This is a genomic window from Streptomyces sp. NPDC008139, assembly GCF_042957025.1.
Classification (GTDB): domain Bacteria; phylum Actinomycetota; class Actinomycetes; order Streptomycetales; family Streptomycetaceae; genus Actinacidiphila.
The window spans coordinates 361,716-387,128 of sequence record NZ_JBIBHM010000001.1 but is presented as its reverse complement, the minus strand read 5'-3'; the positions used below and the strand labels follow the sequence as shown (position 1 = coordinate 387,128).

Below are 25,413 nucleotides of genomic sequence, written 5' to 3'. Positions count from 1 at the left end.
CGGAACAGGGCGCTTCAGGCCAGGGCGGAGCCGCCCCTGTTCCGGTGGCCGCTCTTGCCGCGTCCGGCCAGTCATACCCAACCCCGGTGTGGGGCACGCGCGTTGCCGCCGGGTGCACCAGCACGGAAGGGGGATGCCGACCTAGGCGAGAACGGTTGCGATGGCCAGCGCGATCCGCTCGGTCCAGTCAATGGCGTCGGTGACGTCCGCGTCGGTGATTGGGCGGCGCTGCTTGAGGCTGCCATCCACGAGGTCCGCCTCGTGGGCGATCTTGTTGCGGCGGTCGGTGATCGTCAGGTGCTGCTTCTTCACGCTCTGGGCGGTCATCGCGGTACGGCCGTGGTTCCAGGCGTTGATCTGGACGGCCGCCTTGGCCCAGACGTCCTCCTCGGTCACCAGCTTCAGCGCTTCACTGATCTTGCGGGGGTTCTGGAGTGAGGCGTTGGCCCACTTCGCCCTCACATGTTCCGAGACCGCGTCGGCGAGGGTCGTCGTACCCCGCCGCACCTCCTCGACCTTCTCCAGAGGCAGTTCGAACTTCGTGAGCTGATACGGCATCCCAGGACTGTCCTGTCCGGACAGCTCCGCTACCCGCCGGTACAACTCCTCGTGGAACCAGTGGTCGATGGCGCTGACTGCCTGCACCCACGCGGCGCGGTAGAAGTCCCCGATGTCGAACAGCGGCGACTGGAAGGCGGCCAGGCTCTTCCCGGCCACCACCATCTTCCGGGCGTACTCGATGTTGGTCCTGAACGCCTGGAACTCGCGCGTCTGTGGATACGGAACTGCCACGGGCCTTCGCTCCCCCTGCCTCACCAAGATCTGCGCATCAAGGTTCCTGGTGGGAGCCAGGCCAAGTCAACCTGATTGGGGAATGGGCCGTCCCGATCAAGCTGACTCTTGCTCCGCAGGGCGAGGCAATCCAGGTCATCAGGACGTTGGGCCATTACAGCAAGTGGTCGGCCTTGCCCGCTTTGACGTCGCGGATGAGGGTGCGCAGGGCCTCTATGGAGTCCGTGAGGTAACGGTCCTCGTCGCCGGCGACGGCGATGTACGCGTTCCCGTCGGAGTCGGTGCCGAGGCGGAAGCAGTTGTTGCCCTCCGCACAGAAGGGGTCTTCCCAGGTGATGTCGGACATGGGGTTCCTTAGAGTTGACGCGCGATGGCGTGGATGAAGTCACGCGACTTCTCGGGGCTCAGCGAGGCCCCATCCATCCAGTCGAGGTGGGCGCGGTACTTGGCGAGTTGGGTTTCGGCGTAAGTGAACTCGGGTCCGTGTGCGGAGTCGAGTTGCACGGTGTCGAGCTGCGGTACTGGTCCTTCGGCGTAGAGCAGGGCGTGGCCCGCGCCGGGGAAGCCGCCATAGCTCACCGGGATGACTCGCACCGTGATGTGCTCGGACTCGGACACGGCGCAGAGGTGGTCGAGTTGGGTCTGCGTGACCTTGGGACCCCCGAACTGCATGCGAAGGGCGGCCTCGTGGACGTATCCCGTGTAGGGGAGGGGGGTCGGCGCATCGAGGACGCGCTGCCGCTCCAGTCGGTGCTTCACGCGGAGTTCGATCTCCAGCCGGGACATGGGTGGAAGCCCGGCGCTGAACACCGCACGGGCATAGTCCTCAGTGTGGAGCAGCCCCGGCAGGTGCACGATTTGACCGGTGAGCAGGCGTACGGCGTGCCATTCGAGTTCCGCGATGTCGAGGAGGCCTGGTGGGAGGGTGCCTCGGTACTCCTCCCACCAGCCGGTTTCACGCTCGGCGGCCATGGCTGAGAGGGCTTCGATGTAGGCGGGGTCGGTGCAGTCGTAGTTGCTAGCCAGTGTCCGTACCCGCTCCGGGCTGGCGACGCGCGTGCCCGCCTCCATGTTGGAGATCTTCGCGCGGTCCAGCCCCAGCAGTCGGGCCGCGTATTCCGTGGTCTGCCCGGCCGCGATACGGAGCTTGCGCAACTCGGCGCCGAGCCGTTGCTGTCGCGCGGTGGGTTCGCGCATCGGTGTGCCGTCCTTTCTGGCTGATCGAACCCAGTCTGCCGTGTCCCCGTGATCGCGGTCCAACCCTATTGAGGCAACTTGCCAATGAAGTGGTGGCGACGCGCCGCATATGCCGCTAGCTTGAAGTAGCGCGTAGTTCGCATGCGTCAATGTCGGAAGCGCACCGCGCGAGCATGCCCGCCTGCCCTGGGACGGGTGTGCCCGCGACCAGGGCGGTAGGCCACCGGCGCGGCCTCAGCGGCTCGCCACCAACACCCAAACGCTCACAGAGGAGTCAGCCATGCCCGGATTCCCGTATCAGCCGCTGCCGGCCTCCGCCTTACCGTCCATTCCCCCCGTACCGGCCCTGTGGCGGTTTCCTGCGGAAGCCGGCTCCGTACGTCGCGCCCGACATGCCGTGGCCGAAGCTCTGCCCGGTGGCCTGCGGTCCCAACTCGGCCACGACTTGGGGCTGGTGACCAGCGAACTCGTCACCAACGCCCTGCGCTACGGGGCTCGGTCCGAGGACGAGGAACTTGTCGAACTCGTCCTCTGGACAGCCGACAACCACTACTGGATTGCGGTATCGGACCCAGGCGCTGGAACGCCCGCGCTCTCGCCGCCAGGGCCCGACTCCTGCGGGGGAAGGGGCCTGGTGCTTGTCGATGCCCTGACCGCCGCGTGGGCGGTGGTCCCGCGCTCCGCCCAGGGCAAGTCCGTCGTCGCGGGTCTCCCGATCTACGGCGATTGACGAGTCGACTCGCTGAATGGATCAGTCCGGGACGCCGGGCTCGATCACATCGGCATCGGCCAGGACCTCACCGCCGAGAGCCTCCGCGATGGCGGCGAACTCGCTCAGCGCCGCCTGAAGATCCTCGACGATCTCCTTGGCGATCACCTCGGGCGGCAGCAGGCTGTCGGTGTCGTCGAGGGACGGGTCCTTCATCCACGTGATGTCGAGGTTCACCTTGTCGCGGGCGATCAGCTCGTCGTAGGTGAAGGATCTGAACGGGCCGTCCGGCTCGGACTCCTCGCGCTCGACGCGTGGTCGGCCAGGTGCGTACGCCTGGACGAACTCCTCCAAGTCCGCACGGCGGAGCGGATTCTGCTTGAGCGTGAAGTGCTTGCCGGTGCGGAAGTCGTAGACCCAGGTCTTGGTGGTGTTGTGGCCGCCGTCGACCTTCGGGGGCTTCTTCTCGAAGAACAGGACATTGGCCTTGACCCCGCCCGCGTAGAAGATGCCGGTCGGCAGGCGCAGGATCGTGTGCAGGTCGAACTCGTCCAGCAGGCGGCGGCGGATCTTCTCGCCGGCGCCGCCCTCGAACAGGACGTTGTCGGGCAGTACGACGGCAGCGCGGCCGTTCATCTCCAGCGTCGACATGATGTGCTGAAGGAAGTTGAGCTGCTTGTTGGTCGTCGTCGCGCGGAAGTCGTCCCGCTCGTAAGAGATGTCCTCGCGCTCGGCCTTCCCGTCGGTGCCGACGACCGTGATCGCGGACTTCTTGCCGAACGGCGGGTTTGCCAGAACGAGGGAGGCATGCCGGGCGGGCTTGTCGGCGAGGGCGTCGCCGACCGTGATCAGGGAGTCCCCGTCGGCGTCGCCGATGCCGTGCAGCAGCATGTTCATCGCGGCGAGCCGGGCGGTGCCGGTGACCAGTTCGTTGCCCCAGATGCTGCCCGCGCCGAGGCCGAGCCGCTGCTCGCGGGACATCCGCTTGTGGTTCTCACGGATGTAGCTTTGCGCGGCGATCAGGAACCCGCCCGTCCCGCAGGCAGGGTCGGTGATGGTGTCGTCGGGGCCCGGCTGCATCACGTCCACCATCGCGTCGATCAGCGCACGTGGGGTGAAGTACTGACCGGCGCCCGTCTTGGTGTCCTCGGCACCCTTCGCCAACAGGCCCTCGTACGCGTCGCCCTTGAGGTCCGTTCCCTGGATCGTCCAGTCCTCTTTACCGATCAGATCCACGACCAGCTTTTCCAGCAGCGCGGGCTCGGTGATGCGGTTCTGCGACTTCGCGAAGATCGTGCCGAGCGTGGTGCCGGGGTTCTGCGCGAGTGCGCTCAGCGTGTTGCGGTAGTGGACCTCAAGCTCGATGCCCTTCTTCGTGACAAGCGACTGCCAGTCGTACGCGGCCGGTACGACGGCCTTCGCCTCCTCCTCCGTGAAGGGGTCGCTGGCGATCTCGTCTGCCATCTTCAGGAAGAGGAGATACGAAAGCTGCTCGACGTACTCGATCGTCGACAGGCCGTTGTCCCGCAGGACGTTGCAGTAGTTCCAGAGCTTGGCGACCAGGCTGTTCGTGTGAGCAGTTGCCTGATCGTTTGCCTGCGTGGCGGCCTGTTCGGGGGCTTCGGCGGTCACCTAGAACTCCAGCTGTACGGCGTCGGTGGGAATGGGGTTCGCCTTCGCGGCGGGCGCCGGGCCGACGGCGGCCTGCTTCGGTACGGCCCGGCGGGTGCGCTTCGGCTTGCCGCCTTGGGTCTCACGCTCGGCCCGAATCCGGTCGAGAAGCACGGACGCGGGTTCGTCGGCGGGGTCTTGGGGGACGAGGCGCCCAGCGAACGCGCGGTTGAGGAGGGCAGTTCGCAAGTGCTTTGAGCGATGGGTGGCTGTTACTGCCGCAGTTTGAAGGCGAGCCATATGTAGCTCGGAATTCGAGTAGCTATCGGTCAGATAATCCTGCACGGCCCGTGTTGGGATCGGAATCTCAAGGCGGCGCAATTTCTCCTGAGGTAGATGCTTAATTGTCGTGCCAGTGAGCATGCGGGCTGTACGGCCGTTGCGAACGGCTTCCTCGATCATGAGGGCTAGCCATCTAGAACTGACCGTGCCCGTGGGACGCACGCGATGGAGGGCCTTTTGGTATGTCATCGGAGTTTTCGATCCGGGCCAGATAGCGCACCGTCCGGGTTCCCCGCCTTCGCATACGAGCAAATCTCCGGGACGTAGTGAGAATTTTTCTGACTGCTCCGCTGGCATGGGAACTGTTGAGATATCTGCCAACTCGAAGCCGCCCCATCGGACGTTGATATTGCGAAGGTAAGGTGTCTCGGGCCCGGTGTTTCTCTTGGAGTCGAGCATCTTTCCTAGCGACGTGTCAGCTACGGAATCGAGGGATAGGCATGTTGCACCTGAGCGCAGCGCGTGCTGGCGCAAGTTCCAGAGCAGGGACCGGCGGAGCGGAAGAGACCATCCGTTTGCATGCTCAAGGTTCGCGCTGGCCTGATCCAGGCGGGAGAGGTGGTCCTCCAGGGCCTCGACGATGCGGTGCTGTTCGGCGAGGGGTGCGATGGGGAGGCGGATGTTTTTCAGGGAGCTGCCCGAGATCCCGGCCTGGCCTGCGGTGGTTTTCACGTGCTGTCGCAGCTGGGCTTGCGTATCCGCCCATGACCAGACATAGCAGAGGAAATGGCTGTCGATTCCGTCGCGTACTGAAACCCGGATCAATTTATCCGGGTAGGCCACGACGGGTGCATGGTCTGGAACGCGGGCGCAGGCGCCGACGAGGTTGATGTTTCCGTTGTACCGGGTGAACAGAAGATCCCCTGGTCTGGCGATTCCATCCTTCGCCTCGACCTCATCCAAGGACAGTCCGGTGTAGCGAAGATCGTCAGTTCGCAGATGCATGGGGCGCACCGCGCTGATGCGTAGGATCGGCACCCCGTCGGGAACGGTGCCCGGGCGAGATACGTACATTCCGTTCTTGACGGATTGGGCCACCTCTCCAAGCGTTGCCCACTCCCACCCCGCCGGAAGTTCCATATCACTCAAGCCAGTTCCCTGTTCAGCTCATTGACCAACGACCGAGGGTCCCGCTCCGCAAAAGCCGCCGCGAAGCCTCGGCCGCCGCCGCGTGCGCGGAAAGGCTCCGCGTTGAACTCGCGGGTACTGATACCCGCGTCGCTCGCGACGACATCGCGGATGGACCGCAGCCACCACAGTTGCTCTTCGGAGAATCGCGCACCCGCCTGTTCCTGCCGGAGGAGCCACCCTTCGAAGCGGGCCTCCACCGTATCTCGGTATGGACGGAGCTCGGCGTCGACGCCCAGCTCGAAGCGGATCATGGCGATCAGATCGGGTGGTCCGGCTTCGCCGTCCGCGCGGTGGGCTGCCACGCCGAGGTCCTCGTAGTACGTCCAGAGGGACTGCGGGGTCCAGGCGTACTGGGGCCGGTGGATCTCCAGGGCCAGCTCGGACAGGGCGGTGTAGGCCTCGGCGGGGGAGACGGAACGGGGGCTGGTCAGGGCGATGTTGACCGCCGCGATCCGGTCCCGCTCGTCGTGCAGCAGCTTGCGCCACTTGCCGACCTCTTCCTGGGCGCGCTCCTCACGGGGGACTTCCACCACGTCCGTCAGCTTGACGGCGGTGACCTCGTCTATGAGGTAGTCCTTGTCCCGGCGGATCTCGATGATGTGGCGGCGCAGGTCAGGGCTGGCCGTGAGCGGGGCGATGGCGTCCTCGACCAACTGCCGAGCTGCCAAGCGGCCCCCGTCGGCAAGGGCGGCCTCCTGCCGGTCGGGGTCGACCGCCTTGACGATGGCGCCCGCGATCTCGGAGAGCGTGCGTCCGTCCGCAGCCCGGGTGAGGACGTCCCGTTCCTCGGCGGTGAGCTGCTGGTTGAGGCGGGCCAGCCGTCCCGCCAGGATCTCCGCCTCGCTGGCGCTGATGGACCTGGTACCGGACTTGTCCAGCAGCTTGGCCAGCGAGACCTGCCGCTCACCTGCGGGGACGAGCGGTTTCGCGTCGACGAGCGGGGAGTCCGTCACCCCCACCGCGTCCACCAGGACGAAACGGTCCTTCCGTACGGGCACCGACGCGCCGGCCTTTGGATCCTGCGGCGTGACCTCCTGCAACTCCGTCGGATCGATCGTCCGAGCTCCGCGCCCCTTCATCTGCTCGAAGAGCACGGCGCTGCGCACCTCGCGCAGGAAGATCACGCACTCCAGGGCCTTCACGTCCGTCCCTGTGGCGATCATGTCGACGGTGACGGCGACCCGCAGGCTCGGGGAGTTGCGCAGCGCGCGGATCAGATCGTCCGGGTCGTCACCCGCCTGCCGAGACTTGTACGTGATCTTCTTCGCGAAATCGTCGCTCTTGGAGAAGACCTCCTTGACCTGGGCGAGCACGTCCTCGGCGTGGTCCTCGCCGACCGCGAAGATCAGCGTCTTCGGCAGCTCGGCGCGGCCCGGGAACCAGCGCTGCCAGTTGTCGCGGTATGCGGTGAGCACCGCTCGGATCTCGTCCACGGTCACCACGGACCGGCCGATCTGCCGCGTGGAGTAGGAGAAGTCGTCGTCCAGGGCTTCGTAGCGCTGGCGGCGGGTCTTGCGGTCCTTGATCTTGACGGTGGTCCCCGACTCGATGGTCACGGACCCTGCGTCGCGGATGTCGGTGTGCATGCGGACGATGTCGAAGTCGACGTTCACGCCGTCCGCGACGGCCTGCGGGTAGGTGTACTCGGAGACCAGATTCCGGCCGAAGAAGCCCAGGGTCTGGAGCGTCGGGGTGGCGGTGAGCCCGACCAGGTGCGCATCGAAGTATTCGAGCACGCCACGCCACAGTCCGTAGATCGAGCGGTGGCACTCGTCGACGATGATCAGATCGAAGGACTCGATCGGCACGTCCGGGTTGTAGGCGACCTCGATCGGCTTCTCGGTGGCGTAGGAGGCTTCGGTGTCGAGGCTGTCGGCGATGTCGTCCGCCTCGTCGTCATCGACGAGGGGTTCACCCCGGAGTAGCGAGTACATCTTCTGAATGGTGCAGATGACGACGGAGGAGGTGTCCTTCAGGCCGGCGGCGCCTAGCCGGTCCACGTTGTAGATGTCGGAGAGCTTGCGGCCGTCGTCCGGGGTGGTGAACTTCCTGAACTCGTCGAACGCCTGCCTGCCGAGGTTGTTGCGGTCGACGAGGAAGAGTACGCGGCGGGCCTTGGCGTACTTCAGCAGGCGGTAGGTCTGGGCAACGGCGACGAACGTCTTGCCCGCGCCGGTCGCCATCTGGATGAGGGCGCGGGGGCGGTCGTGCGCCAGCGACTCCTCAAGGCCCGAGATCGCCTCGATCTGCGCCAGCCGGAGACCGTTGGGCTCCAGCGTCGGCAGTTGGCGCAGCGCGGCGCGGAAGGTCGGGGCGATGCGCGACTCGTCGGCGCGGCGCATCCAGGCCGCCACGGTCTCCGGCCGGTGGAAGGAGAAGACCTCACGGGAGCGGGCGTCGGGGTCGAGGCGGTTGACGAAGTACGTCTCGGTGCCGGTGGTGGCATAGCGGAACGCGAACGGTTCGGCGTCGTGCCACACGGCGAGGCGGTGTTCCTTGCGGACACCGGCCGCGTACCGGTCGTTCTGCTCGACGGCGCTGGAGAGGTGGTCGCCCTCGCGTTTGGCCTCGATCACTCCGACGATCTTCCCGCCCACATACAGGACGTAGTCGGCGCGGCCGGTGGCCAGGGTGAACTCCCGGACGGCGACGCCCTCGTCGGCGAGCGGATTGACTTCCTGGCGGTCCTGGACGAGCCAGCCGGCGGCGGACAGCATCGCGTCGATGGTGTCGCGTGCCTGCACCTCGTTGAGCGGGGCCGGGCGCTGTGCGCGTTGGATGATCGCGTCGCGACGCTGGGGATCGACCTTGCGCGGCTCGCGGCGGAGGGTCTTGTACGTGATCTGCTGGTCTGTTCGCAGCGCGGCGACCTGGGTGGTGAGCTGCTCGACCTGGGCCTCGAGCTCGGCCCGGTTGGACTCGGCGCTGGCGATCAGATTCTCTGCCTCGGCGCGGGCCTTGCGCTCCGCTTCGAGTGCGTCCGTGGATGCGACGAGCCGGGTACGGGCCTGAGTGAGGGCCTGCCGGTGACCGTTCAACGCCTCTCGCAGCACGGTCAGTTCGGCTGGGTCGGTGACCTGGACACTGTCGCCGGGTTCGGTCGGCGGTACGAACTCGGCGACCGTCCTGCGACCCTCGATGGCGTCGTGGAACCACAGCCCGAGCTTGTAGCAGGTGCGGACGGCTGCGAGCGCTCGTGCTCGGTCGAAGAGGTGGCTGTGCGCGGCTTTGTTCCGGTCGCGGCGGAGCTGGTCGAAGTCGTCGCGGATCTCCGCGACCAGGACGCCTGCGCGGGTCAGCGCGGTGAGCCGGTCGATCTGCCGGTCGCCCTCGACCCGCATGCCGATCTTGCTGATCAGCTCCTCGCTGAGGATCTCGCCGAACTGACCCGCCTGGACGAGAGAGGCGTTGGGGTTGCTGAAGACGGTCGCCTCGGCCAGGGCGCCGTAGAGGGAGAGCAGCGGCTGGTGCTGATACAGCAGCCCGAAGTTCGGCGACGCCTTGGCGAAGTCGCGAAATTGCTGATCCACGCTCGGTCTTCCCCCTACCCGCGCCCATTGCCTGAGCGGAAGGACTCAGTTTACGCGCGAGATCGGTGGGCGACGGGGAATTCCGAGGCAAGGCGGATCAGGCGTCGCGGCCCGTGATACCGCCCGCACCGTATTTACTGCCGGGGTGGCACCGGCGGTCGACCCGACGGATCCAGACCTAGCGCAAGTGCACCAGGACGCGGCCGGTGTTGGTGGCGTCGGTCTCGACGCGGACGTACAGCTTCTTGATGTGCTTCTGGGCGAGGAAGGCCAGGACGCGCTTCTTCAACTGGCCCGACCCCTTGCCGGGGATGATCTGGACGACGTCGACGCCGGTGCGCGCGGCCCTGAAGAGGGTCTCGCGCAGGGCGAGGTCGATGTCGCGGTTGTTGCGGAAGATCGGGTGCAGGTCCAGCGTGAGCAGGGTGATCGCCTCCGATCGATTCGCGGGTCGGCTCCGCCGGTACCCTACGCGCCCTCGCCCAGGACCGTCTGGATGAGTTCGCGCTGGGCGGGGGTCAGGTGGGGGTCGGCGCAGTGGGTGGTGCGGCCGTCGGCGGTGATGGCGTAGGTGAAGCCGTCGGGGACCGGGGGGCCGGAGGGCGGGGGAGCGGCCAGGACGGCCTCGGCCAGGGAGGTGAGGCGGGCCGCGTCGGGGCGGCCCGCCGTGTCGAGGACGGCGTGGCGGGGGATGCCCGCGAAGCCGCCGGAGCGGACCACCTCGATACGCATGGGCTGTGTCACGCCTCCTGCGGCTGGCCGGGCTGCTGGCGGGGGACCTCGGCCGCGGGGACGGCGGCCGGAGCGACGCCCACCTGGGACCAGGACGAGAGCACCGCCTGGTGCTGCTCGCCCTCACCGTAGCGGGCCTTGGCCGCCGCGGCGGTGGCCGCGGCGAAGTCCGCGAACTGGGCGTGCGGCGACAGCGAGCCGCCGGTGAGGGTGTCGTACCAGATCTGCCCGGCCTGCTCCCAGGCGTTGCCGCCCAGTTCGGCCGCCAACAGGTAGAAGGCGTGGTTGGGGATGCCCGAGTTGATGTGCACGCCGCCGTTGTCGCGCGAGGTGGTGACGTAGCCGTCCATCGTGCCGGGCTGCGGGTCCTTGCCGAGCCGCGGGTCGTCGTAGGCGGTGCCGGGCTCCTTCATGGAGCGCAGCGCGTGGCCGTCGACGCCCGGTGCGAGCAGCCCGGCGCCGATCAGCCAGTCGGCCTGCTCCGTGCTCTGCCCGAGCGTGAACTGCTTGATGAGGCTGCCGAAGACATCGGAGACGGACTCGTTGAGCGCGCCGGACTGCCCGAAGTAGTCCAGATTGGCGCTGTACTGGGTGACGCCGTGCGTCAACTCGTGGCCGATCACGTCCAGCGGAAGGGTGAAGTCCAGGAAGATCTCGCCGTCGCCGTCCCCGAAGACCATCTGCTGGCCGTTCCAGAAGGCGTTGTTGTAGCCCTGGAGGTAGTGGACGCTGGCCACCAGCGGCAGGCCCGCGTCGTCGATCGAGTGACGTCCGTACGCCTTCAGATACGTCTCGAAGGTCGCGCCGAGCGCGTCGTACGCCCGGTTGACGCTCGCGTCCTTGGACGGCTTGGCGCCCTCGGCGCGCACCTTGCGGCCCGGCAGCGTGTCCTGGTGCTTGGCGTCGTGAACGGTCCGTCGCGGCTGGTCGGAGGCGGCGGCCCCGGTGACGGCGGTGGCGCCGATCACCGTGGTCAGGCGGCGCCTGGTGCGTTGCAGCGCGTCCTGCTCCAGGGTGCGGCGGGCGGGTCCCGAGACCCCGGAGTCCTCGGAACGGGACAGCTTGTCGAGCACGTGCGGCGGCACGATCGTGCAGAAGACGGCGTTGGGCGCATGCGTGGCAGTCATGGCGGCAATGTGGCACGCGTCACAGTCGCTGTCACGGGTTGCGACGATGATTGACGAAAAGGAGCGAAGGATCATGGTTTGAGTGGACAGAATCGTGCATCTTGCATGCTGAGAGGATCTTCGTACCGGCTACGTGATTCCGTCCGCCTCGGTTATGGTCGTCCCATCATGCGTTTCGGGCTGCTTCTCCTTAGCTGCCGCGGCGAGGGCCTGTAGTCGTAGGCCGACCCCCTCCCCGCGGAGTTCAGGCGTGCCATCGCCGTCGGCCGACACTCAGCCGGACCCCCCGAGGAGCCAGAGCCCCATGACAACCCCCAATCGCGTCGGCCGTCCCACGCCCATCACCACGGCCACCGCGCGCCAGCGCCCCAGCGTGATGCCGGTCCACAAGTACGGCCACTACGAGGCCGTGGACATCGCCGACCGCACCTGGCCGGACGCCCGCATCACCCAGGCGCCCCGCTGGCTCTCCACGGACCTGCGCGACGGCAACCAGGCGCTGATCGACCCCATGTCGCCCACCCGCAAGCGCGAGATGTTCGACCTGCTGGTCCGCATGGGCTACAAGGAGATCGAGATCGGCTTCCCGTCCTCGGGCCAGACCGACTTCGACTTCGTACGCTCCCTGATCGAGGGCGACGCGATCCCCGAGGACGTGACGGTCTCCGTCCTGACCCAGGCGCGCGAGGAACTGATCGAGCGCACCGTCGAGGCCCTGCGCGGCGCCCCCCGCGCCACCGTCCACCTGTACAACGCGACCGCGCCGGTCTTCCGCCGCGTCGTCTTCCGCGGCAGCCGTGACCAGGTCAAGGCGATCGCGGTGGACGGCACCCGGCTGGTGATGGAGTACGCCGAGAAGATCCTGGGCGACGACACGGTCTTCGGCTACCAGTACAGCCCGGAGATCTTCACCGACACCGAGCTGGACTTCGCCCTGGAGGTCTGCGAGGGCGTGATGGACGTCTGGCAGCCCGAGCCGGGTCGCGAGATCATCCTCAACCTGCCCGCCACCGTGGAGCGTTCCACCCCCTCCACGCACGCCGACCGCTTCGAGTGGATGTCGCGGAACCTGTCCCGCCGCGAGTACGTGTGCCTGTCCGTGCACCCGCACAACGACCGCGGTACGGCCGTGGCCGCCGCCGAACTGGCGCTCATGGCCGGCGCGGACCGGGTCGAGGGCTGCCTGTTCGGGCAGGGCGAGCGCACCGGCAACGTCGACCTGGTGACGCTGGGCATGAACCTGTTCAGCCAGGGCGTCGACCCGCAGATCGACTTCTCGCAGATCGACGAGATCCGTCGCACCGCCGAGTACTGCAATCAGATGGAGGTCCACCCGCGCCACCCCTACGCGGGCGACCTGGTCTACACCTCCTTCTCCGGCTCCCACCAGGACGCCATCAAGAAGGGCTTCGAGGCGATGGAGGCCACCGCCGCCGCCGAGGGCAAGACCGTCGACGACATCGAGTGGGCGGTGCCGTACCTGCCGATCGACCCCAAGGACGTCGGCCGCTCGTACGAGGCCGTCATCCGCGTCAACTCGCAGTCCGGCAAGGGCGGCGTCGCGTACGTGCTGAAGAACGGCCACAAGCTGGATCTGCCGCGGCGGATGCAGATCGAGTTCTCCCGGATCATCCAGGCCAAGACCGACACCGAGGGCGGCGAGGTCACCCCCGCGCAGATCTGGTCGGTCTTCCAGGACGAGTACCTGCCCACCAGCGACAACCCGTGGGGCCGGGTCGCCCTGCGCTCCGCCCAGGCGTCCACCTCCAGCGACGGCACCGACGCCCTCACCGTCGAGGCCGTGGTCGACGGCGTCGAGACCACCCTGAGCGGTACGGGCAACGGCCCGATCTCGGCCTTCGTCGACGCGCTGGCCGGGGTGGGCATCGACGCCCGCGTCCTGGACTACTCCGAGCACACCATGAGCGAGGGCGCCTCCGCGCGGGCCGCCTCGTACATCGAGTGCGCGATCGACGGAAAGGTGCTGTGGGGGATCGGCGTCGACCCCAACACCACCCGCGCGTCGTTGCAGGCGCTGGTCTCGGCCGTCAACCGGGCCGCGCGCTGACGGGATTGACCCGGTTCACCCGGTCCGTCCGTGGGGCGAAAACCCCCGGGCGGACCGGTTCGAGCACCCTCGGAAGGCAATTGCCCCTTACGCGGTACTGACTGCGACCGCCGACTGTGGCTAACATCACGGCAGTGCGGCAGCGTTGCCGAACGGCCGGAGGGTGCAGCGTGATGAAGCTGAGGCTGTGTATCTGGGGTGTGCGAACGGCGTGGCACACCGAGGACGACGGTGAGTTCTTCTGCCCTGATTGCGGCGGCGACCGCGCCTACCACCGCAGAACCGGCACCCGCAGACTGACCGTGCTCAATGTGCCGGTCCTGCGCCGGGGCCCCGCCGGCACCGTCATCGAGTGCACCGCCTGCCACCGGCAGTACGCCTCCGACGTCCTGCTGCGGCCCACCACCACCCGCTTCTCCGCGATGCTGCGGGACGCCGTGCACACCATCGCGCTCGCCGTCCTCACCGCGGGCGGCGCCACCGGCCGTCCCGCCCGCGAGGCCGCCGTCGGCGCCGTGCGCTCCGCCGGGTTCTCCGACTGCACCGAGGACCAGTTGCTCGGGCTGCTCGCCGCCATCGTCGCCGACGAGGGCCGGTACGGCGCCTCCGGCTCGGGGGGCGCCCCACTCGGGCCCGACTCCTTCGCCGACGAGGTCGACGGGTGCGGGAGCTGGCTGTCCATCGAGCTCCACGAGGCGCTCGAGCCGCTGGCCGACCACCTCGACCCGCTCGGGCGCGAGCGGGTTCTCCTCCAGGGCGCGCACATCGCCCTCGCCGACGGGCCCTACCTTCCCGCGGAGCGCGAAGTCCTCGAAGCCGTCGGCCGCTGTCTCTCCCTGCCCCTCACCGACATCGACCGCCTCCTCGCCGGAGCCGCCGCGGCCCTCTGACCTGCGGTCCGCCCGCAAGCGGGCGCCCTGGTGCAGGGCCTGCTCTTTTGGGGCCCGGTGCGTTCGCCTTGCGCAGGACGTGTTCTTCAGGGGTGCGGGGCACTGCGCGACAAGCCCCCGCCGGCGGGTGGTCCGGAGACAACCGAATTGCCCCGCCGGGGCGGGTGGTGACCTGCGGGAGCGTTTCGGCCGAGCGCGCAGTTCCTCCCCCAGCTACCGCCGGGAGGTACCCCCAGCGCCCCGAAAACGCGGGCCTGCCGCCCCGGCAAGAGAGCCGCACGGGGGCCGGGGGCCCCGGAGGGGGCGTACTCCTGGGGGAGTAGCCCCCGGATCGGTCCTGGGCGGGACGAGGAAAGCGAGCCCAGCGGAGGAAGCTGACGGTAGGAGAAGACCCCGGCTTTCGGAGGAGCCCATGAACGTCACCACACGTCCGTGGGCGGTACCACGGCTCAGGGCCGTACCGCTGGCCCGCCTGCGCCCCGCCGCGACCCCGTGACCTGTCTCGGCGCACCCCGCGTCCGGGAGGATGGGTCCGTGGCGCTCACCATGGACCTTCTGCGCGCCCCGCGCGTCCCGGCGGCGCCGGGACCGCGGGTCGCCCCCGCCGACGTGGCGTTCGCCGCGCTCGTGTTCGCCGTGGAGGCGCTCCTGGCGTGCTGTCTGCCGGAGGAGCCTGCCAGCGGGCGGCCGGACCTGGCGGGCTGGGCGCTGCTGGTGGGCAGCGCGCTGGTGCTGGTGTGGCGGCGGCGTTCGCCGCTGGTGTGCATGCTCGGGATGCTGGCGTTCGTGGCGCCGTACCACTACCTGGAGAACATCCAGGTGGCGCCGATCCCGTCGAGCATGGTGGCGCTGTACGCGCTGGCGGTCGCGGGGCCGCCGCTGCGTACGTTCCTGCTGCTGCCGACGGTGATCGCGCTGATGGCGGCCATCATGTCGACGATCAGCGCGCCGCACGCGGGCACCGACATGCTCAAGAGCGCCGGCTGGATCGTGGCGGTCGCGGTGGCGGGCGAGGTGGTGCGGATGCACCGCAACTACGTGGCCGCGATCGTCGGGCGGGCCGAGCGCGCCGAGCGCACCCGCGAGGAGGAGGCGGCCCGCCGGGTCGCGGAGGAGCGGCTGCGGATCGCCCGCGACCTGCACGACCTGCTCGCGCACAGCATCACCCTGATCGGCGTGCAGACGTCGGTGGCCGCGCACATCCTGGTCGCGGACCCCGACCGGCTCGACCGTACGGCGGTGGCCGCCGCGCTCGACACGATCGCCGACACCTGCCGGGAGGCCCGCGCCGAGCTGCGGACGACGCTGCGGGTGCTGCGCGCGGACGGCGACGGCCCGCTGCCCGACCTCGCGGGGATACCGGCGCTCGCCAAGGCCGCCGAGGCGGCGGGGGCCAGGGTGGACCTGGGCGACGCCGTGGGCGTCGCGCCGGTGCCGCCCGCGGTGGGCGCCGCGGCCTTCCGGATCGTCCAGGAGTCGCTCACCAACGCGGTACGGCACGCGGGGGTGCCGAGCCCGCTGATCACCGTACGGGTGGACCGCCGGGAGACCGCCCTGCACCTGCTGATCGAGGACGACGGCTCCTGCGGCGGCCCCGCGCCCGCGAACCGCGCCGAGGGGCGTACCGACGGCTTCGGCATCGCCGGGATGCGCGAGCGCGCCCGCAGCGTCGGCGGCACCCTCACCGCGGGGCCGCGCCAGGACCGTACGGGCTTCGCGGTCAGCGCCGTGCTGCCGCTCACCGTCGATCACCAGGGAGACCACAGATGACCTCGCCGCCGCCGATCCGCGTGCTGCTCGCCGACGACCAGACGCTGGTGCGGGCCGCGTTCGCGATGCTGGTGGAGTCCGCCCGCGACATGGAGGTGGTCGGGCAGGCGGCGAACGGCCTGGAGGCGGTCGAGCAGGCCCGCAGCGCCCGCGCCGACGTCATCGTGATGGACATCCGCATGCCGGAGCTCGACGGCATCGAGGCCACCCGGCGGATCGCCGCGGACGACGACCTGGCGGGCGTACGCATCCTCGTACTGACCACCTACGACGACGACCAGCACGTGGTGTCGGCGCTGCGCGCGGGCGCGTCCGGCTTCCTGGTCAAGGACACCAGGCCCGCGGAGCTGCTGGACGCGATCCGTACCGTGGCCGCCGGGGACTCACTGCTGTCGCCCGGCCCCACCGCGCGGCTGATCGCCCGGGTGCTGCGGCTGCCGGACCGGCCGCTGGTCAGCGCCCCGGCCCCGGCCGGGCTCGGCGGGCTGTCCGAGCGCGAGCGCGAAGTCCTCACGCTGGTCGCGCGCGGCCTGAACAACGCGGAGACCGGTGAGGCGCTGGGCCTGAGCCCGCTCACCGCCAAGACGCACGTGAGCCGGATCATGGGCAAGCTCGGCGCCCGCGACCGCGCCCAACTCGTCATCACCGCCTACGAGTCCGGCCTGGTCGCGCCCGGCGCCGACCGCTGAGCCGGGGCCCGGCGGCGGCCGATCGGCCGTCCGTCGCCGTACCGCTCCCGCCGTACGCGAGAATGGGCCCATGAGTCTGTTCCGCGACGACGGCATCGTGCTGCGCACCCAGAAGCTGGGTGAGGCGGACCGGATCATCACGCTGCTCACCCGGCGGCACGGACGGGTACGGGCGGTGGCCCGCGGTGTGCGCAGGACGAAGTCGAAGTTCGGCGCGCGCCTGGAGCCGTTCAGCCACGTCGACGTGCAGTTCTTCGTCCGCGGCGGGGAACTGGTCGGCCGCGGTCTGCCGCTGTGCACACAGGGCGAGACGATCGCGCCGTACGGCGGCTCGATCGTCACCGACTACGACCGCTACACCGCGGGCACCGCGATGCTGGAGACCGCGGAGCGCTTCACCGACCACGAGGGCGAGCCCGCCGTGCAGCAGTATCTGCTGCTGGTGGGCGCGCTGCGGACGCTGGCGGCGGGCGACCACGAGCCGCGGCTGGTGCTGGACGCCTTCCTGCTGCGGTCGCTGGCCGTCAACGGATACGCGCCCAGCTTCGACGACTGTGCCAAATGTGGTATGACCGGTCCCAACCGGTTCTTTTCGGTCGGTGCGGGAGGAGTCGTCTGCGGCGACTGCCGGGTGCCGGGAAGCGTCGTACCCTCACGGGAGTCACTGGAACTGCTCGGCGCGCTGCTGGGCGGCGACTGGGAGACCGCGGACGCCTGCGAGCCGCGCCACTGCCGTGAGGGCAGCGGGCTGGTGGCGGCCTACCTCCAGTGGCACCTGGAGCGCGGACTGCGCTCCCTGCGGTTCGTCGAGAAGGCCTGAGCCGAGAAGGCATGAGGAGAAGTACCACCATGGCACGTCACGGGATTCTGGCCCGTTCCCGAAGCTCGTACCGGACACCCGACCCGCACCCGTCGGGGGCGCGTCCGCCGAAGCTCCAGAGCGAGCTGGTGCCCAAGCACGTGGCCGTCGTCATGGACGGCAACGGCCGCTGGGCCAAGGAGCGCGGCCTGCCGCGCACCGAGGGCCACCGGGTCGGCGAGGGCGTCGTCCTGGACGTGCTGAAGGGCTGCCTGGAGATCGGCGTCAAGAACCTCTCGCTGTACGCCTTCTCGACCGAGAACTGGAAGCGCTCGCCCGAGGAGGTGCGCTTCCTGATGAACTTCAACCGGGACGTGATCCGGCGGCGCCGCGACGAGATGGACGAACTCGGCATCCGCATCCGGTGGGTCGGGCGCATGCCCAAGATGTGGAAGTCCGTCGTCCAGGAGCTCCAGGTCGCCCAGGAGCAGACCGTCGACAATGACGCGATGACGCTGTATTTCTGCGTCAACTACGGGGGGCGTGCCGAGATCGCCGATGCGGCGCAGGCCATCGCCCGTGATGTCGCCGACGGGCGGCTCGACCCGTCCAAGGTCAACGAGAAGACCTTCGCCAAGTATCTCTACTACGCCGACATGCCCGACGTGGATCTCTTCCTGCGTCCCAGTGGTGAGCAGCGCACCTCCAACTACCTGCTCTGGCAGAGCAGTTACGCCGAGATGGTTTTCCAGGACGTGCTGTGGCCCGATTTCGACCGGCGCGATCTGTGGCGGGCCTGCGTCGAATACGCCTCCCGCGACCGTCGCTTCGGCGGGGCCATCCCCAACGAGGCCCAGCTCGCCGGCGACCAACGCGCCTAGCCCCTCCCGGGCGGGGTGACCCGATCCTTCCCGGGCCCGCCCCCGGACGGTTCCTCCGCCCCGGACGGCGGCCCGACCTTCCCGGCCGCCGGGTGCCCTTGCGCAGGGCCTGCTGTGAGGGGCGCGGGGAACTGCGCGACCAGCCCCCACCGGGCTTTCAGCCCGACAACACACAGCAACTGCCCCGCTGGGGCCGGTTCTTCAAGGCGCGCCACGACCGTGGCTGAGCGCGCAGTTCCCCGCGCCCCTCAAAAGATCGGCCTACCGCCCCGGTAGAAGAACCGCCTAAGGGCCGTGCCCCTAAAAACACGTGGCCGGCGCCCCGGCAGAAGAGCCGCCCGGGGGTCGCGCCCCGGGGAAGACCGCTTACCGCACCGGTACAAGAGCCCTTCCGGGCGGGGCCGGGAAAGACCGGGTGAGGCCCTTGGCGGAGGGCTAGGGCTGGGGGTGCTCGACGCAGTCGGAGCAGGTGCCGAAGATCTCCATGGTGTGGGCGACATCGGCGAAGCCGTGCTCGGCGGCGACGGCGTCGGCCCACTTCTCGACGGCGGGCCCCTCGACCTCGACGGCCTTGCCGCAGACGCGGCAGACGAGGTGGTGGTGGTGGCCGCCGCCGGAACAGCGGCGGTAGACGGACTCGCCCTCACCGGTCCGGAGGACATCGATCTCGCCCGCGTCGGCCAGCGACTGAAGGGTCCGGTAGACCGTGGTGAGCCCGACGGAGTCGCCGCGGTGCTTCAGGATGTCGTGCAGATCCTGCGCGCTGCGGAATTCGTCGACCTCCGAGAGAGCGGCCGACACGGCGGCCCGTTGCCGGGTGGAGCGGCCACGTACGGGATGGGTGGTCACCGGTGCCTCCTTCTGGGTCGCTTCGTGCACCTGTCCGGACGGCCCATTGTGCCAGGCCGTGCCGTTCAGGCGGGTACCTCGTCGGCGGCGCCGCGGGCGGCGGGCACCTCCACCTCCAGGGTGCACTGTTCCCGCTCCGCCGCCGCCCTCCTGGCGCGTTTCCTGGCCAGCGGAGTGGCGAGCGCGGTGAGCACGATGAAGAGCCCGATGGTGATCAGGACGATCGTCGCACCGGACGGCACGTCCACGTAGTACGAGGTGACGGTGCCGGACAGCGTCACGGTGACGCCGATGGCCACCGCGCTGACGAAGGTGACCAGGAAGCTGCGGGTGACCTGCTGCGCCGCCGCGACCGGGATCACCATCAGCGCGCTGACCAGCAGCAGCCCGACCACGCGCATCGCGACCGTGACGGTGAGCGCGGCCGTGACCGCGACCAGCAGATTCAGCAGCCGCACCGGCAGCCCGGTGACCCGCGCGAACTCCTCGTCCTGCGACACCGCGAAGAGCTGCCGCCGCAGACCCACGGTCACCAGCATGACGAAGCCCGCCAGCAGGCACATCGTGGTGATGTCGGACGGCGAGACGGTGGTGATCGAGCCGAACAGGTACGTCTCCAGGTTGGCGTTGGAGCCGTTCGGCGCGAGGCTGGTCAGCAGCACACCGCCCGCCATGCCGCCGTAGAAGAGCATGGCCAGCGCGATGTCGCCGCGCGTCTTGCCGTACCAGCGGATCAGCTCCATCGCGACGGCGCCCGCCACCGAGACGGCGGTGGCCATCCAGACCGGGTTGGACTGGAGGAGGAAGCCGAGGCCGACGCCGGTCAGCGCGACATGGCCGATACCGTCGCCCATCAGGGCCTGCCGTCGCTGCACGAGGTAGATCCCGATGGCCGGCGCGGTGAGGCCGACCAGCGCGGCGGCGATCAGGGCCCGCTGCATGAAGGCGTAGTCGAGGAATTCCATCAGCTCAGCAGTCCCGTCCTGACCGGCGCGGCCGAGGTGTCCGCGTGCGGGTGTACGTGGTCGTGGCCCGGCAGGGCGTGCTGTCCCAGCGCCTGCGGCGGCGCGCCCTCGTACGTCACGCAGCCGTCGCGCAGCACGACCGCGCGGTCGATCAGCGGTTCCAGCGGCCCCAGTTCGTGCAGGACCAGCAGGACGGTGGTGCCCGCCGCGACCTGGTCGCGAAGGGTCGCCGCGAGGATGCGCTGGCTGTCGAGGTCCACGCCCGCCATCGGCTCGTCCATGATGAGCAGGTCCGGCTCCCCGGCCAGCGCGCGGGCGATCAGCACCCGCTGGTGCTGGCCGCCGGAGAGCGCGTCCACGGAGTCGCCCGCGCGGTCGGTGAGGTCCACGACGGCGATGGCCCGGTCCACGGCCGCCCGGTCGGCGCGGCGCATCGGCCGCAGCCGGGTACGGGCCAGCCGCCCGGCCGAGACCACCTCGCGTACGGTCGCGGGCACGCCGCCGGCCGCCGTGGTGCGCTGCGGCACGTACCCGATCCGCGCCCACTGCCGAAAGCGGCGCAGCGGCGTACCGAACAGCTCCAGCGAGCCGCCGGTCAGCGGCACCTGGCCGATGACCGCGCGCACCGCCGTGGACTTGCCCGAGCCGTTGGCGCCGAGGAGCGCCACGACCTCGCCGCGCCCGACGGTCAGGTCGATGCCGCGCAGTACGGGGCGAGCGCCGAGGGTGGCGGTGGCGCCGCTGAGCGCGATGACCGGGTCCGTGACCGCGCCGGCGTCCCCGGCCGCTTCGACGGCTTGCTGGTCCATGGCGGTGACCTCCATCACTTCGCGCCGAGCGCCGCGCGCAGGGCCGTCAGATTGCTCCGCTGCACCTGGAAGTAGTCGGTGCCCTTGGACTTGTCGGTGATGCCCTCGATCGGGTCGAGGACGTCGGTGCGCAGCCTCAGGTCGCCCGCGAGGGTCTTCGCGGTGGCGTCGCTGACCAGCGTCTCGAAGAAGACGGTCGACACGTGCTTGCTCTTCACCAGGTCGTGCAGCGCCTTGACCCGCGCCGCGCTGGGCTCGCTCTCCGGGTCGATGCCGTTGATGGCCTCCTCGACCAGCCCGTACCGCTCGGCGAGGTAGCCGAAGGCGGCGTGCGTGGTGACGAAGGTGTCGGAGGCGCGGTTCTTCAGGCCGTCGCGGAATTCGGTGTCCAGGGCGGTGAGCCGGGCGACCAGCGCGTCGGTGTTCTTGCCGTACGCCGCCGCGTTCGCCGGGTCGGCCTGCTCCAGCGCCTTGCCGACGCCCTTGGCGACCTCGGCGTACTTCACCGGGTCCAGCCAGATGTGCGGGTCGGCGCCCGCCTCGCTGCCGCCGCCGGTGCCGTTGTCGCCGGTCGTGTGGTGCGTGCCGTCCACCTCGGTGCCGTGGGACTCCAGCGGGGTCAGCGACGCGGCGTCGACCTTGTGCTTGACGCCGGAGAGCTTCACGGCGTCGTCCACGGCGGGCTGGAGGCCCCTGAGGTAGACGATCACATCGGACTGGCCGAGCCTGCCGGTCTCCTTCGGCGTCAGCTCCAGGTCGTGCGGCTCCACGCCCGGCTTGGTGAGGTCGGTCACCGCGACATGGTCGGCGCCGATCTGCGCCGCCAGGTACTCCAGCGGGTAGAAAGCGGCCGTGACCTTGAGTTTTCCGCCGCTCTTGGAGTCACCAGAGGTGTTCTCCGAGGCGTCGGCGCCGGAGCAGGCGGACAGTGCCAGCAGGCCGAGCACGGCGGCGGCGGCGACGGAGACGGCGGATATCGGGCGGCGATGGATGTTCATGACTGTCATTTTCATCTGATGTGGAAACGATTGTCAATTGCCATAGGGCGGGGTCCGCGATCCGCTCCCGGCCGGGTTCCTGGAGCCGGGTTCCGGAACGGATTTGATAAGGGGACCGCACCCGCCGGTAATCTGAGGCAACTGACCGCTTCGTCGTACTGAAGAGAGCACCGTGGCCGCCGACAAGATCGACACCATCGTCAGCCTGAGCAAGCGCCGTGGCTTCGTTTTCCCGAGCAGTGAGATCTACGGCGGCTCCAAGGCCGCCTGGGACTACGGGCCGCTGGGCGTCGAGCTGAAGGAGAACATCAAGCGCCAGTGGTGGCGCGCCATGGTGACCTCCCGTGAGGACGTGGTGGGAATCGACTCGTCGGTGATCCTCGCCCCCGAGGTCTGGGTGGCCTCCGGCCACGTCGCCACGTTCTCCGACCCGCTCACCGAGTGCACCTCCTGTCACAAGCGCTACCGCGCGGACCACCTGGAGGAGGCGTACGAGGCCAAGCACGGCAAGCCGCCGGCCAACGGCCTCGCCGACATCAACTGCCCGCACTGCGGCACCAAGGGCGCCTTCACCGAGCCCAAGCAGTTCTCCGGCATGCTCCAGACCCACCTCGGCCCGACCCAGGACGCGGGCTCGGTGGCGTACCTGCGGCCCGAGACCGCGCAGGGCATCTTCACCAACTTCGCCCAGGTGCAGACCACTTCGCGCAAGAAGCCGCCGTTCGGCATCGCCCAGATGGGCAAGTCGTTCCGCAACGAGATCACGCCGGGCAACTTCATCTTCCGCACCCGCGAGTTCGAGCAGATGGAGATGGAGTTCTTCGTCAAGCCCGGCGAGGACGAGAAGTGGCACGAGTACTGGATGCAGGAGCGCTGGAACTGGTACACGGGCCTGGGCATCCGGGAGGAGAACATCCGGTGGTTCGACCACCCCAAGGAGAAGCTCTCCCACTACTCCAAGCGCACCGCCGACATCGAGTACCGCTTCAACTTCGGCGGCCAGGAGTTCAGTGAGCTGGAGGGCGTCGCCAACCGCACCGACTACGACCTCTCCTCGCACTCCAAGGCGTCCGGCCAGGACCTCTCCTACTTCGACCAGGAGGCGGGCGAGCGCTGGTTCCCGTACGTCATCGAGCCCGCGGCCGGTGTCAACCGCGCGATGCTGGCCTTCATGCTCGACGCGTACAACGAGGACGAGGCGCCCAACGCCAAGGGCGTCATGGAGAAGCGCACCGTGATGCGGCTCGACCCGCGCCTCGCGCCGGTCAAGGTCGCCGTCCTGCCGCTCTCCCGCAACCCCGAGCTGTCCCCGAAGGCCAAGGGCCTGGCCACCGCCCTGCGCGCCAACTGGAACATCGAGTTCGACGACGCGGGCGCCATCGGCCGCCGCTACCGCCGCCAGGACGAGATCGGCACGCCGTTCTGCGTGACCGTCGACTTCGACACGCTTGAGGACAACGCGGTGACGGTCCGCGAGCGCGACACGATGAAGCAGGAGCGCGTGTCGCTCGACCAGGTGGAGACCTACCTGGGCAGCCGACTGCTGGGCTGCTGACGCCGGTTACACACGGGCGGGGCCGCGCGAGCCGGACGGACCGGCGCGCGCGGCCCCGCCCTCGTCGTCCCGTGCGTCAGTCCGCGCGCAGGCCGCGCAGCACCAGCTCGCACACCGCCGTGAACTCGGCGTCGACGCCCGGCAGGGTCCACTCGGCCGCGTGTGCCGGGTCGTGGAAGCGGCAGGTGGCGTCCCAGACGGCGCGGGCGGTGGCCGCCCGGTCGCAGGGGGCGAACTCACCGCGCCTGACGCCGTCCGCGACGATCCCGGCGAGCTGGTCGATCGTCTCCTGCACGTGGCGGCTGACGGCGCCGCTGTTGTCGCGCGCCAACATCTGGAACGTGGCGAAGAGTTCCGGGTCGAGCCCGGCCTTGCGCCGCTTGGCCGCGAAGAGTTCGGTGAGCCAGCGCGGCAGCCGCTCGGGCGCCGGCCCGTCCTCCGCGGCGATGTCCGCGAGCGCCGCGTGCGCCTCGGCCAGCCACTTCTGGGTGACCGCCTCGCGCAGCTCCGCCTTGCTGCGGAAGTGCCGGTAGACGCTGCCGTGGCTGACCCCGAGCGCCCGCGCCACATCGACCACCGTGGCCTTCGCGGGGCCGTAGCGGCGCAGCACGTCCTCGGTGGCTTCGAGGACGCGGTCACGGGTCAGGGGCTCCGGCGGCATGGGAGAGGCGGCCTTTCGGCGGGTCGGGACACGGCTTCTGCGACGGCGACGGCCGCCGTGATCGCCGGGGCCGTCGCCGTCCAGTGTGCGGCAGGGCGCCGCCGGCTCAGCGCTCGCTGTCCAGATGCGTCATCTGCCGGGGGTCGTAGCGGGCGCCCGCGACCTCCGCGGCCGGGACGGCCCGCTCGATGTCGGCGATGTCGGCGGCGCCCAGCGTCAGGTCGAGCGCGGAGAGCGCCTCCGTGAGCCGGTCCCTGCGGCGGGCGCCGATCAGCGGCACGATGTCGTCGCCGCGGGACAGCACCCAGGCGATGGCGGCCTGCGCGACTGTGACGCCCTTGCCGTCCGCGACCTCGCGCAGCGCCTCGACCAGGCCGAGGTTGCGCTCCAGATTCTCCCCGGAGAAGCGCGGGTTGTAGCTGCGGAAGTCGCCCGCCTCCGTGCCGCTGCCCCGGGTCCAGTGCCCGCTGAGCAGCCCGCGGGAGAGCACGCCGTACGCCGTCACGCCGATGCCGAGATTGCGGGCCGTGGGCAGGATCCGGTCCTCGATGCCGCGCGAGAAGAGGCTGTACTCGATCTGGAGGTCGGCGATCGGGGCGACGGAGGCGGCCCTGCGCAGCGTCTCCGCGCCGACCTCGGACAGCCCGATGTGCCGGACGTGCCCGGCCTGGACCAGCTCGGCGATGGCGCCGACGGTCTCCTCGATCGGCACGTCCGGGTCGACGCGGGCGATCCGGTAGATGTCGATGTGGTCGGTGCCGAGCCGGTTCAGGGAGTACGCGAGGAAGTTGCGGATCGCGACCGGGCGGCCGTCGTAGCCGCCGAAGCCGCCCTCGACATCGCGCAGCGCGCCGAATTTGACGCTGATGACGGCCTGGTCGCGGCTGCCGGGGCGGGCCCGCAGGGCGTCGCGGATCAGCAGTTCGTTCAGGCCCATGCCGTAGAAGTCGCCGGTGTCGAGCAGGGTCACGCCCGCGTCCAGCGCGGCGTGGATGGTGGCGACGGACTCGGCGTCGTCGGAGGCGCCGTACGCGCCGGACATGCCCATGCAGCCGAGGCCGAGGGCGGAGACGGCGGGTCCTGTGGTGCCGAGGGTGCGGGTGCGCATCGGTGGGGGTCCCCTTCGGGGTCGTCGGCGGGACAGGTGTGCGTTCCCACCGTCACATGTGGACTGACAGATATCAACATCTGTCAGTCCACATGTCGTGCGACCGTGCCCCTGGCGGGGCGGTCCTCGGCCCGGGGCGGTGGGCCGGTCTCCTCGGGGGCGCGGGCCCGGCGCCCGGGTCGGGGCGGGGACCTCGGGCC

General features: G+C 69.6%; 23 protein-coding genes. 8 read left to right on the top strand and 15 right to left on the bottom strand.

The window, feature by feature from the left end; genetic code table 11:
- Nucleotides 1-141: 141 nt before the first annotated feature.
- The 3 genes from ACFZBB_RS01715 to ACFZBB_RS01705 form a co-directional block, all read right to left on the bottom strand.
- Complete coding sequence (locus ACFZBB_RS01715) at nucleotides 142-792, bottom strand: hypothetical protein (protein WP_391116739.1); 651 nt, start codon at nucleotides 790-792, stop codon at nucleotides 142-144.
- Nucleotides 793-946: 154 nt separating this feature from the next.
- Nucleotides 947-1,138, bottom strand: a complete 192-nt coding sequence (locus tag ACFZBB_RS01710; protein WP_391116737.1) for a hypothetical protein — start codon at nucleotides 1,136-1,138, stop codon at nucleotides 947-949.
- Nucleotides 1,139-1,146: 8 nt separating this feature from the next.
- Nucleotides 1,147-1,989 carry a Scr1 family TA system antitoxin-like transcriptional regulator gene (locus ACFZBB_RS01705; RefSeq protein ID WP_391116735.1) on the bottom strand — a complete coding sequence of 281 codons (843 nt, stop codon included), beginning with the start codon at nucleotides 1,987-1,989 and terminating at the stop codon, nucleotides 1,147-1,149.
- Between the two features lie 280 nt (nucleotides 1,990-2,269).
- Between ACFZBB_RS01705 and ACFZBB_RS01700 the strand changes: the two genes are divergently transcribed.
- The gene (locus tag ACFZBB_RS01700) at nucleotides 2,270-2,719 is read left to right on the top strand and encodes an ATP-binding protein (protein ID WP_391116733.1); all 450 of its coding nucleotides are present in this window, start codon (nucleotides 2,270-2,272) and stop codon (nucleotides 2,717-2,719) included.
- Nucleotides 2,720-2,740: 21 nt separating this feature from the next.
- Here the strand turns inward: ACFZBB_RS01700 and ACFZBB_RS01695 are convergent, their stop codons facing one another.
- From ACFZBB_RS01695 to ACFZBB_RS01670, 6 genes are all read right to left on the bottom strand, one after another.
- Nucleotides 2,741-4,330, bottom strand: coding sequence for an N-6 DNA methylase (locus tag ACFZBB_RS01695; protein ID WP_391116731.1), 1,590 nt, complete (start codon nucleotides 4,328-4,330; stop codon nucleotides 2,741-2,743).
- Entirely contained in the window at nucleotides 4,331-5,731 is a 1,401-nt protein-coding gene (locus ACFZBB_RS01690) for a restriction endonuclease subunit S (RefSeq protein WP_391117482.1), read from the bottom strand.
- A gap of 5 nt (nucleotides 5,732-5,736) precedes the next feature.
- Nucleotides 5,737-9,312 carry a DEAD/DEAH box helicase family protein gene (locus ACFZBB_RS01685; RefSeq protein WP_391116729.1) on the bottom strand — a complete coding sequence of 1,192 codons (3,576 nt, stop codon included), beginning with the start codon at nucleotides 9,310-9,312 and terminating at the stop codon, nucleotides 5,737-5,739.
- Between the two features lie 178 nt (nucleotides 9,313-9,490).
- Nucleotides 9,491-9,721, bottom strand: coding sequence for a Smr/MutS family protein (locus tag ACFZBB_RS01680; protein ID WP_391117480.1), 231 nt, complete (start codon nucleotides 9,719-9,721; stop codon nucleotides 9,491-9,493).
- 59 nt (nucleotides 9,722-9,780) lie between these two features.
- Entirely contained in the window at nucleotides 9,781-10,044 is a 264-nt protein-coding gene (locus tag ACFZBB_RS01675) for a protealysin inhibitor emfourin (RefSeq protein WP_391117478.1), read from the bottom strand.
- 8 nt (nucleotides 10,045-10,052) lie between these two features.
- Nucleotides 10,053-11,171, bottom strand: coding sequence for a M4 family metallopeptidase (locus ACFZBB_RS01670; protein ID WP_391116727.1), 1,119 nt, complete (start codon nucleotides 11,169-11,171; stop codon nucleotides 10,053-10,055).
- A gap of 304 nt (nucleotides 11,172-11,475) precedes the next feature.
- On the opposite strand from ACFZBB_RS01670, the gene leuA reads away from it, so the two are divergent.
- From leuA to ACFZBB_RS01640, 6 genes are all read left to right on the top strand, one after another.
- The gene (gene leuA, locus ACFZBB_RS01665) at nucleotides 11,476-13,239 is read left to right on the top strand and encodes a 2-isopropylmalate synthase (protein ID WP_391116725.1); all 1,764 of its coding nucleotides are present in this window, start codon (nucleotides 11,476-11,478) and stop codon (nucleotides 13,237-13,239) included.
- A 173-nt stretch (nucleotides 13,240-13,412) separates the two neighbouring features.
- Nucleotides 13,413-14,129 carry a TerB family tellurite resistance protein gene (locus tag ACFZBB_RS01660; RefSeq protein ID WP_355344543.1) on the top strand — a complete coding sequence of 239 codons (717 nt, stop codon included), beginning with the start codon at nucleotides 13,413-13,415 and terminating at the stop codon, nucleotides 14,127-14,129.
- 546 nt (nucleotides 14,130-14,675) lie between these two features.
- A complete protein-coding gene (locus tag ACFZBB_RS01655; RefSeq protein WP_391117476.1) occupies nucleotides 14,676-15,899 on the top strand; it encodes a histidine kinase in 1,224 nt (407 codons plus the stop codon).
- Nucleotides 15,896-16,588 carry a response regulator transcription factor gene (locus ACFZBB_RS01650; protein WP_355344548.1) on the top strand — a complete coding sequence of 231 codons (693 nt, stop codon included), beginning with the start codon at nucleotides 15,896-15,898 and terminating at the stop codon, nucleotides 16,586-16,588. The genes ACFZBB_RS01655 and ACFZBB_RS01650 overlap by 4 nt, the downstream gene beginning before the upstream one ends.
- Before the next feature lie 70 nt (nucleotides 16,589-16,658).
- Nucleotides 16,659-17,408 (top strand): DNA repair protein RecO, encoded by a 750-nt coding sequence (gene recO, locus ACFZBB_RS01645; protein WP_188280783.1) that lies wholly within the window; start codon nucleotides 16,659-16,661, stop codon nucleotides 17,406-17,408.
- A 29-nt stretch (nucleotides 17,409-17,437) separates the two neighbouring features.
- Nucleotides 17,438-18,268 carry an isoprenyl transferase gene (locus tag ACFZBB_RS01640; RefSeq protein WP_188280782.1) on the top strand — a complete coding sequence of 277 codons (831 nt, stop codon included), beginning with the start codon at nucleotides 17,438-17,440 and terminating at the stop codon, nucleotides 18,266-18,268.
- Between the two features lie 435 nt (nucleotides 18,269-18,703).
- On the opposite strand, the gene ACFZBB_RS01635 is transcribed toward ACFZBB_RS01640, so the two are convergent.
- From ACFZBB_RS01635 to ACFZBB_RS01620, 4 genes are all read right to left on the bottom strand, one after another.
- Entirely contained in the window at nucleotides 18,704-19,117 is a 414-nt protein-coding gene (locus tag ACFZBB_RS01635; protein WP_355344554.1) for a Fur family transcriptional regulator, read from the bottom strand.
- A gap of 65 nt (nucleotides 19,118-19,182) precedes the next feature.
- Nucleotides 19,183-20,082 carry an iron chelate uptake ABC transporter family permease subunit gene (locus ACFZBB_RS01630; protein ID WP_391116722.1) on the bottom strand — a complete coding sequence of 300 codons (900 nt, stop codon included), beginning with the start codon at nucleotides 20,080-20,082 and terminating at the stop codon, nucleotides 19,183-19,185.
- Nucleotides 20,082-20,891, bottom strand: a complete 810-nt coding sequence (locus ACFZBB_RS01625; protein ID WP_391116720.1) for an ATP-binding cassette domain-containing protein — start codon at nucleotides 20,889-20,891, stop codon at nucleotides 20,082-20,084. The genes ACFZBB_RS01630 and ACFZBB_RS01625 overlap by 1 nt, the downstream gene beginning before the upstream one ends.
- A gap of 14 nt (nucleotides 20,892-20,905) precedes the next feature.
- Nucleotides 20,906-21,889 carry a metal ABC transporter solute-binding protein, Zn/Mn family gene (locus ACFZBB_RS01620; protein WP_391116718.1) on the bottom strand — a complete coding sequence of 328 codons (984 nt, stop codon included), beginning with the start codon at nucleotides 21,887-21,889 and terminating at the stop codon, nucleotides 20,906-20,908.
- 172 nt (nucleotides 21,890-22,061) lie between these two features.
- Here ACFZBB_RS01620 and ACFZBB_RS01615 point away from each other — a divergent pair, with 172 nt between their 5' ends.
- Nucleotides 22,062-23,444, top strand: a complete 1,383-nt coding sequence (locus ACFZBB_RS01615) for a glycine--tRNA ligase (RefSeq protein ID WP_355344566.1) — start codon at nucleotides 22,062-22,064, stop codon at nucleotides 23,442-23,444.
- A 76-nt stretch (nucleotides 23,445-23,520) separates the two neighbouring features.
- Here the strand turns inward: ACFZBB_RS01615 and ACFZBB_RS01610 are convergent, their stop codons facing one another.
- Complete coding sequence (locus ACFZBB_RS01610) at nucleotides 23,521-24,105, bottom strand: TetR family transcriptional regulator (RefSeq protein WP_391116716.1); 585 nt, start codon at nucleotides 24,103-24,105, stop codon at nucleotides 23,521-23,523.
- Between the two features lie 106 nt (nucleotides 24,106-24,211).
- Nucleotides 24,212-25,213, bottom strand: coding sequence for an aldo/keto reductase (locus ACFZBB_RS01605; RefSeq protein WP_391116714.1), 1,002 nt, complete (start codon nucleotides 25,211-25,213; stop codon nucleotides 24,212-24,214).
- Nucleotides 25,214-25,413: the final 200 nt, after the last annotated feature.

Excerpts from the sequence above, each read along its gene's own strand:
- ACFZBB_RS01625 (WP_391116720.1), bottom strand. The coding sequence starts at position 20,891 with ATGGACCAGCAAGCCGTCGAAGCGGCCGGGGACGCCGGCGCGGTCACG.
- ACFZBB_RS01675 (WP_391117478.1), bottom strand. The coding sequence starts at position 10,044 with ATGCGTATCGAGGTGGTCCGCTCCGGCGGCTTCGCGGGCATCCCCCGC.
- recO (WP_188280783.1), top strand. The coding sequence starts at position 16,659 with ATGAGTCTGTTCCGCGACGACGGCATCGTGCTGCGCACCCAGAAGCTG.
- ACFZBB_RS01655 (WP_391117476.1), top strand. The coding sequence starts at position 14,676 with ATGGACCTTCTGCGCGCCCCGCGCGTCCCGGCGGCGCCGGGACCGCGG.
- ACFZBB_RS01705 (WP_391116735.1), bottom strand. The coding sequence starts at position 1,989 with ATGCGCGAACCCACCGCGCGACAGCAACGGCTCGGCGCCGAGTTGCGC.
- leuA (WP_391116725.1), top strand. The coding sequence starts at position 11,476 with ATGACAACCCCCAATCGCGTCGGCCGTCCCACGCCCATCACCACGGCC.
- ACFZBB_RS01700 (WP_391116733.1), top strand. The coding sequence starts at position 2,270 with ATGCCCGGATTCCCGTATCAGCCGCTGCCGGCCTCCGCCTTACCGTCC.
- ACFZBB_RS01650 (WP_355344548.1), top strand. The coding sequence starts at position 15,896 with ATGACCTCGCCGCCGCCGATCCGCGTGCTGCTCGCCGACGACCAGACG.
- ACFZBB_RS01710 (WP_391116737.1), bottom strand. The coding sequence starts at position 1,138 with ATGTCCGACATCACCTGGGAAGACCCCTTCTGTGCGGAGGGCAACAAC.
- ACFZBB_RS01670 (WP_391116727.1), bottom strand. The coding sequence starts at position 11,171 with ATGACTGCCACGCATGCGCCCAACGCCGTCTTCTGCACGATCGTGCCG.
- ACFZBB_RS01640 (WP_188280782.1), top strand. The coding sequence starts at position 17,438 with ATGGCACGTCACGGGATTCTGGCCCGTTCCCGAAGCTCGTACCGGACA.
- ACFZBB_RS01610 (WP_391116716.1), bottom strand. The coding sequence starts at position 24,105 with ATGCCGCCGGAGCCCCTGACCCGTGACCGCGTCCTCGAAGCCACCGAG.
- ACFZBB_RS01660 (WP_355344543.1), top strand. The coding sequence starts at position 13,413 with ATGAAGCTGAGGCTGTGTATCTGGGGTGTGCGAACGGCGTGGCACACC.
- ACFZBB_RS01605 (WP_391116714.1), bottom strand. The coding sequence starts at position 25,213 with ATGCGCACCCGCACCCTCGGCACCACAGGACCCGCCGTCTCCGCCCTC.
- ACFZBB_RS01630 (WP_391116722.1), bottom strand. The coding sequence starts at position 20,082 with ATGGAATTCCTCGACTACGCCTTCATGCAGCGGGCCCTGATCGCCGCC.
- ACFZBB_RS01620 (WP_391116718.1), bottom strand. The coding sequence starts at position 21,889 with ATGAACATCCATCGCCGCCCGATATCCGCCGTCTCCGTCGCCGCCGCC.
- ACFZBB_RS01690 (WP_391117482.1), bottom strand. The coding sequence starts at position 5,731 with ATGGAACTTCCGGCGGGGTGGGAGTGGGCAACGCTTGGAGAGGTGGCC.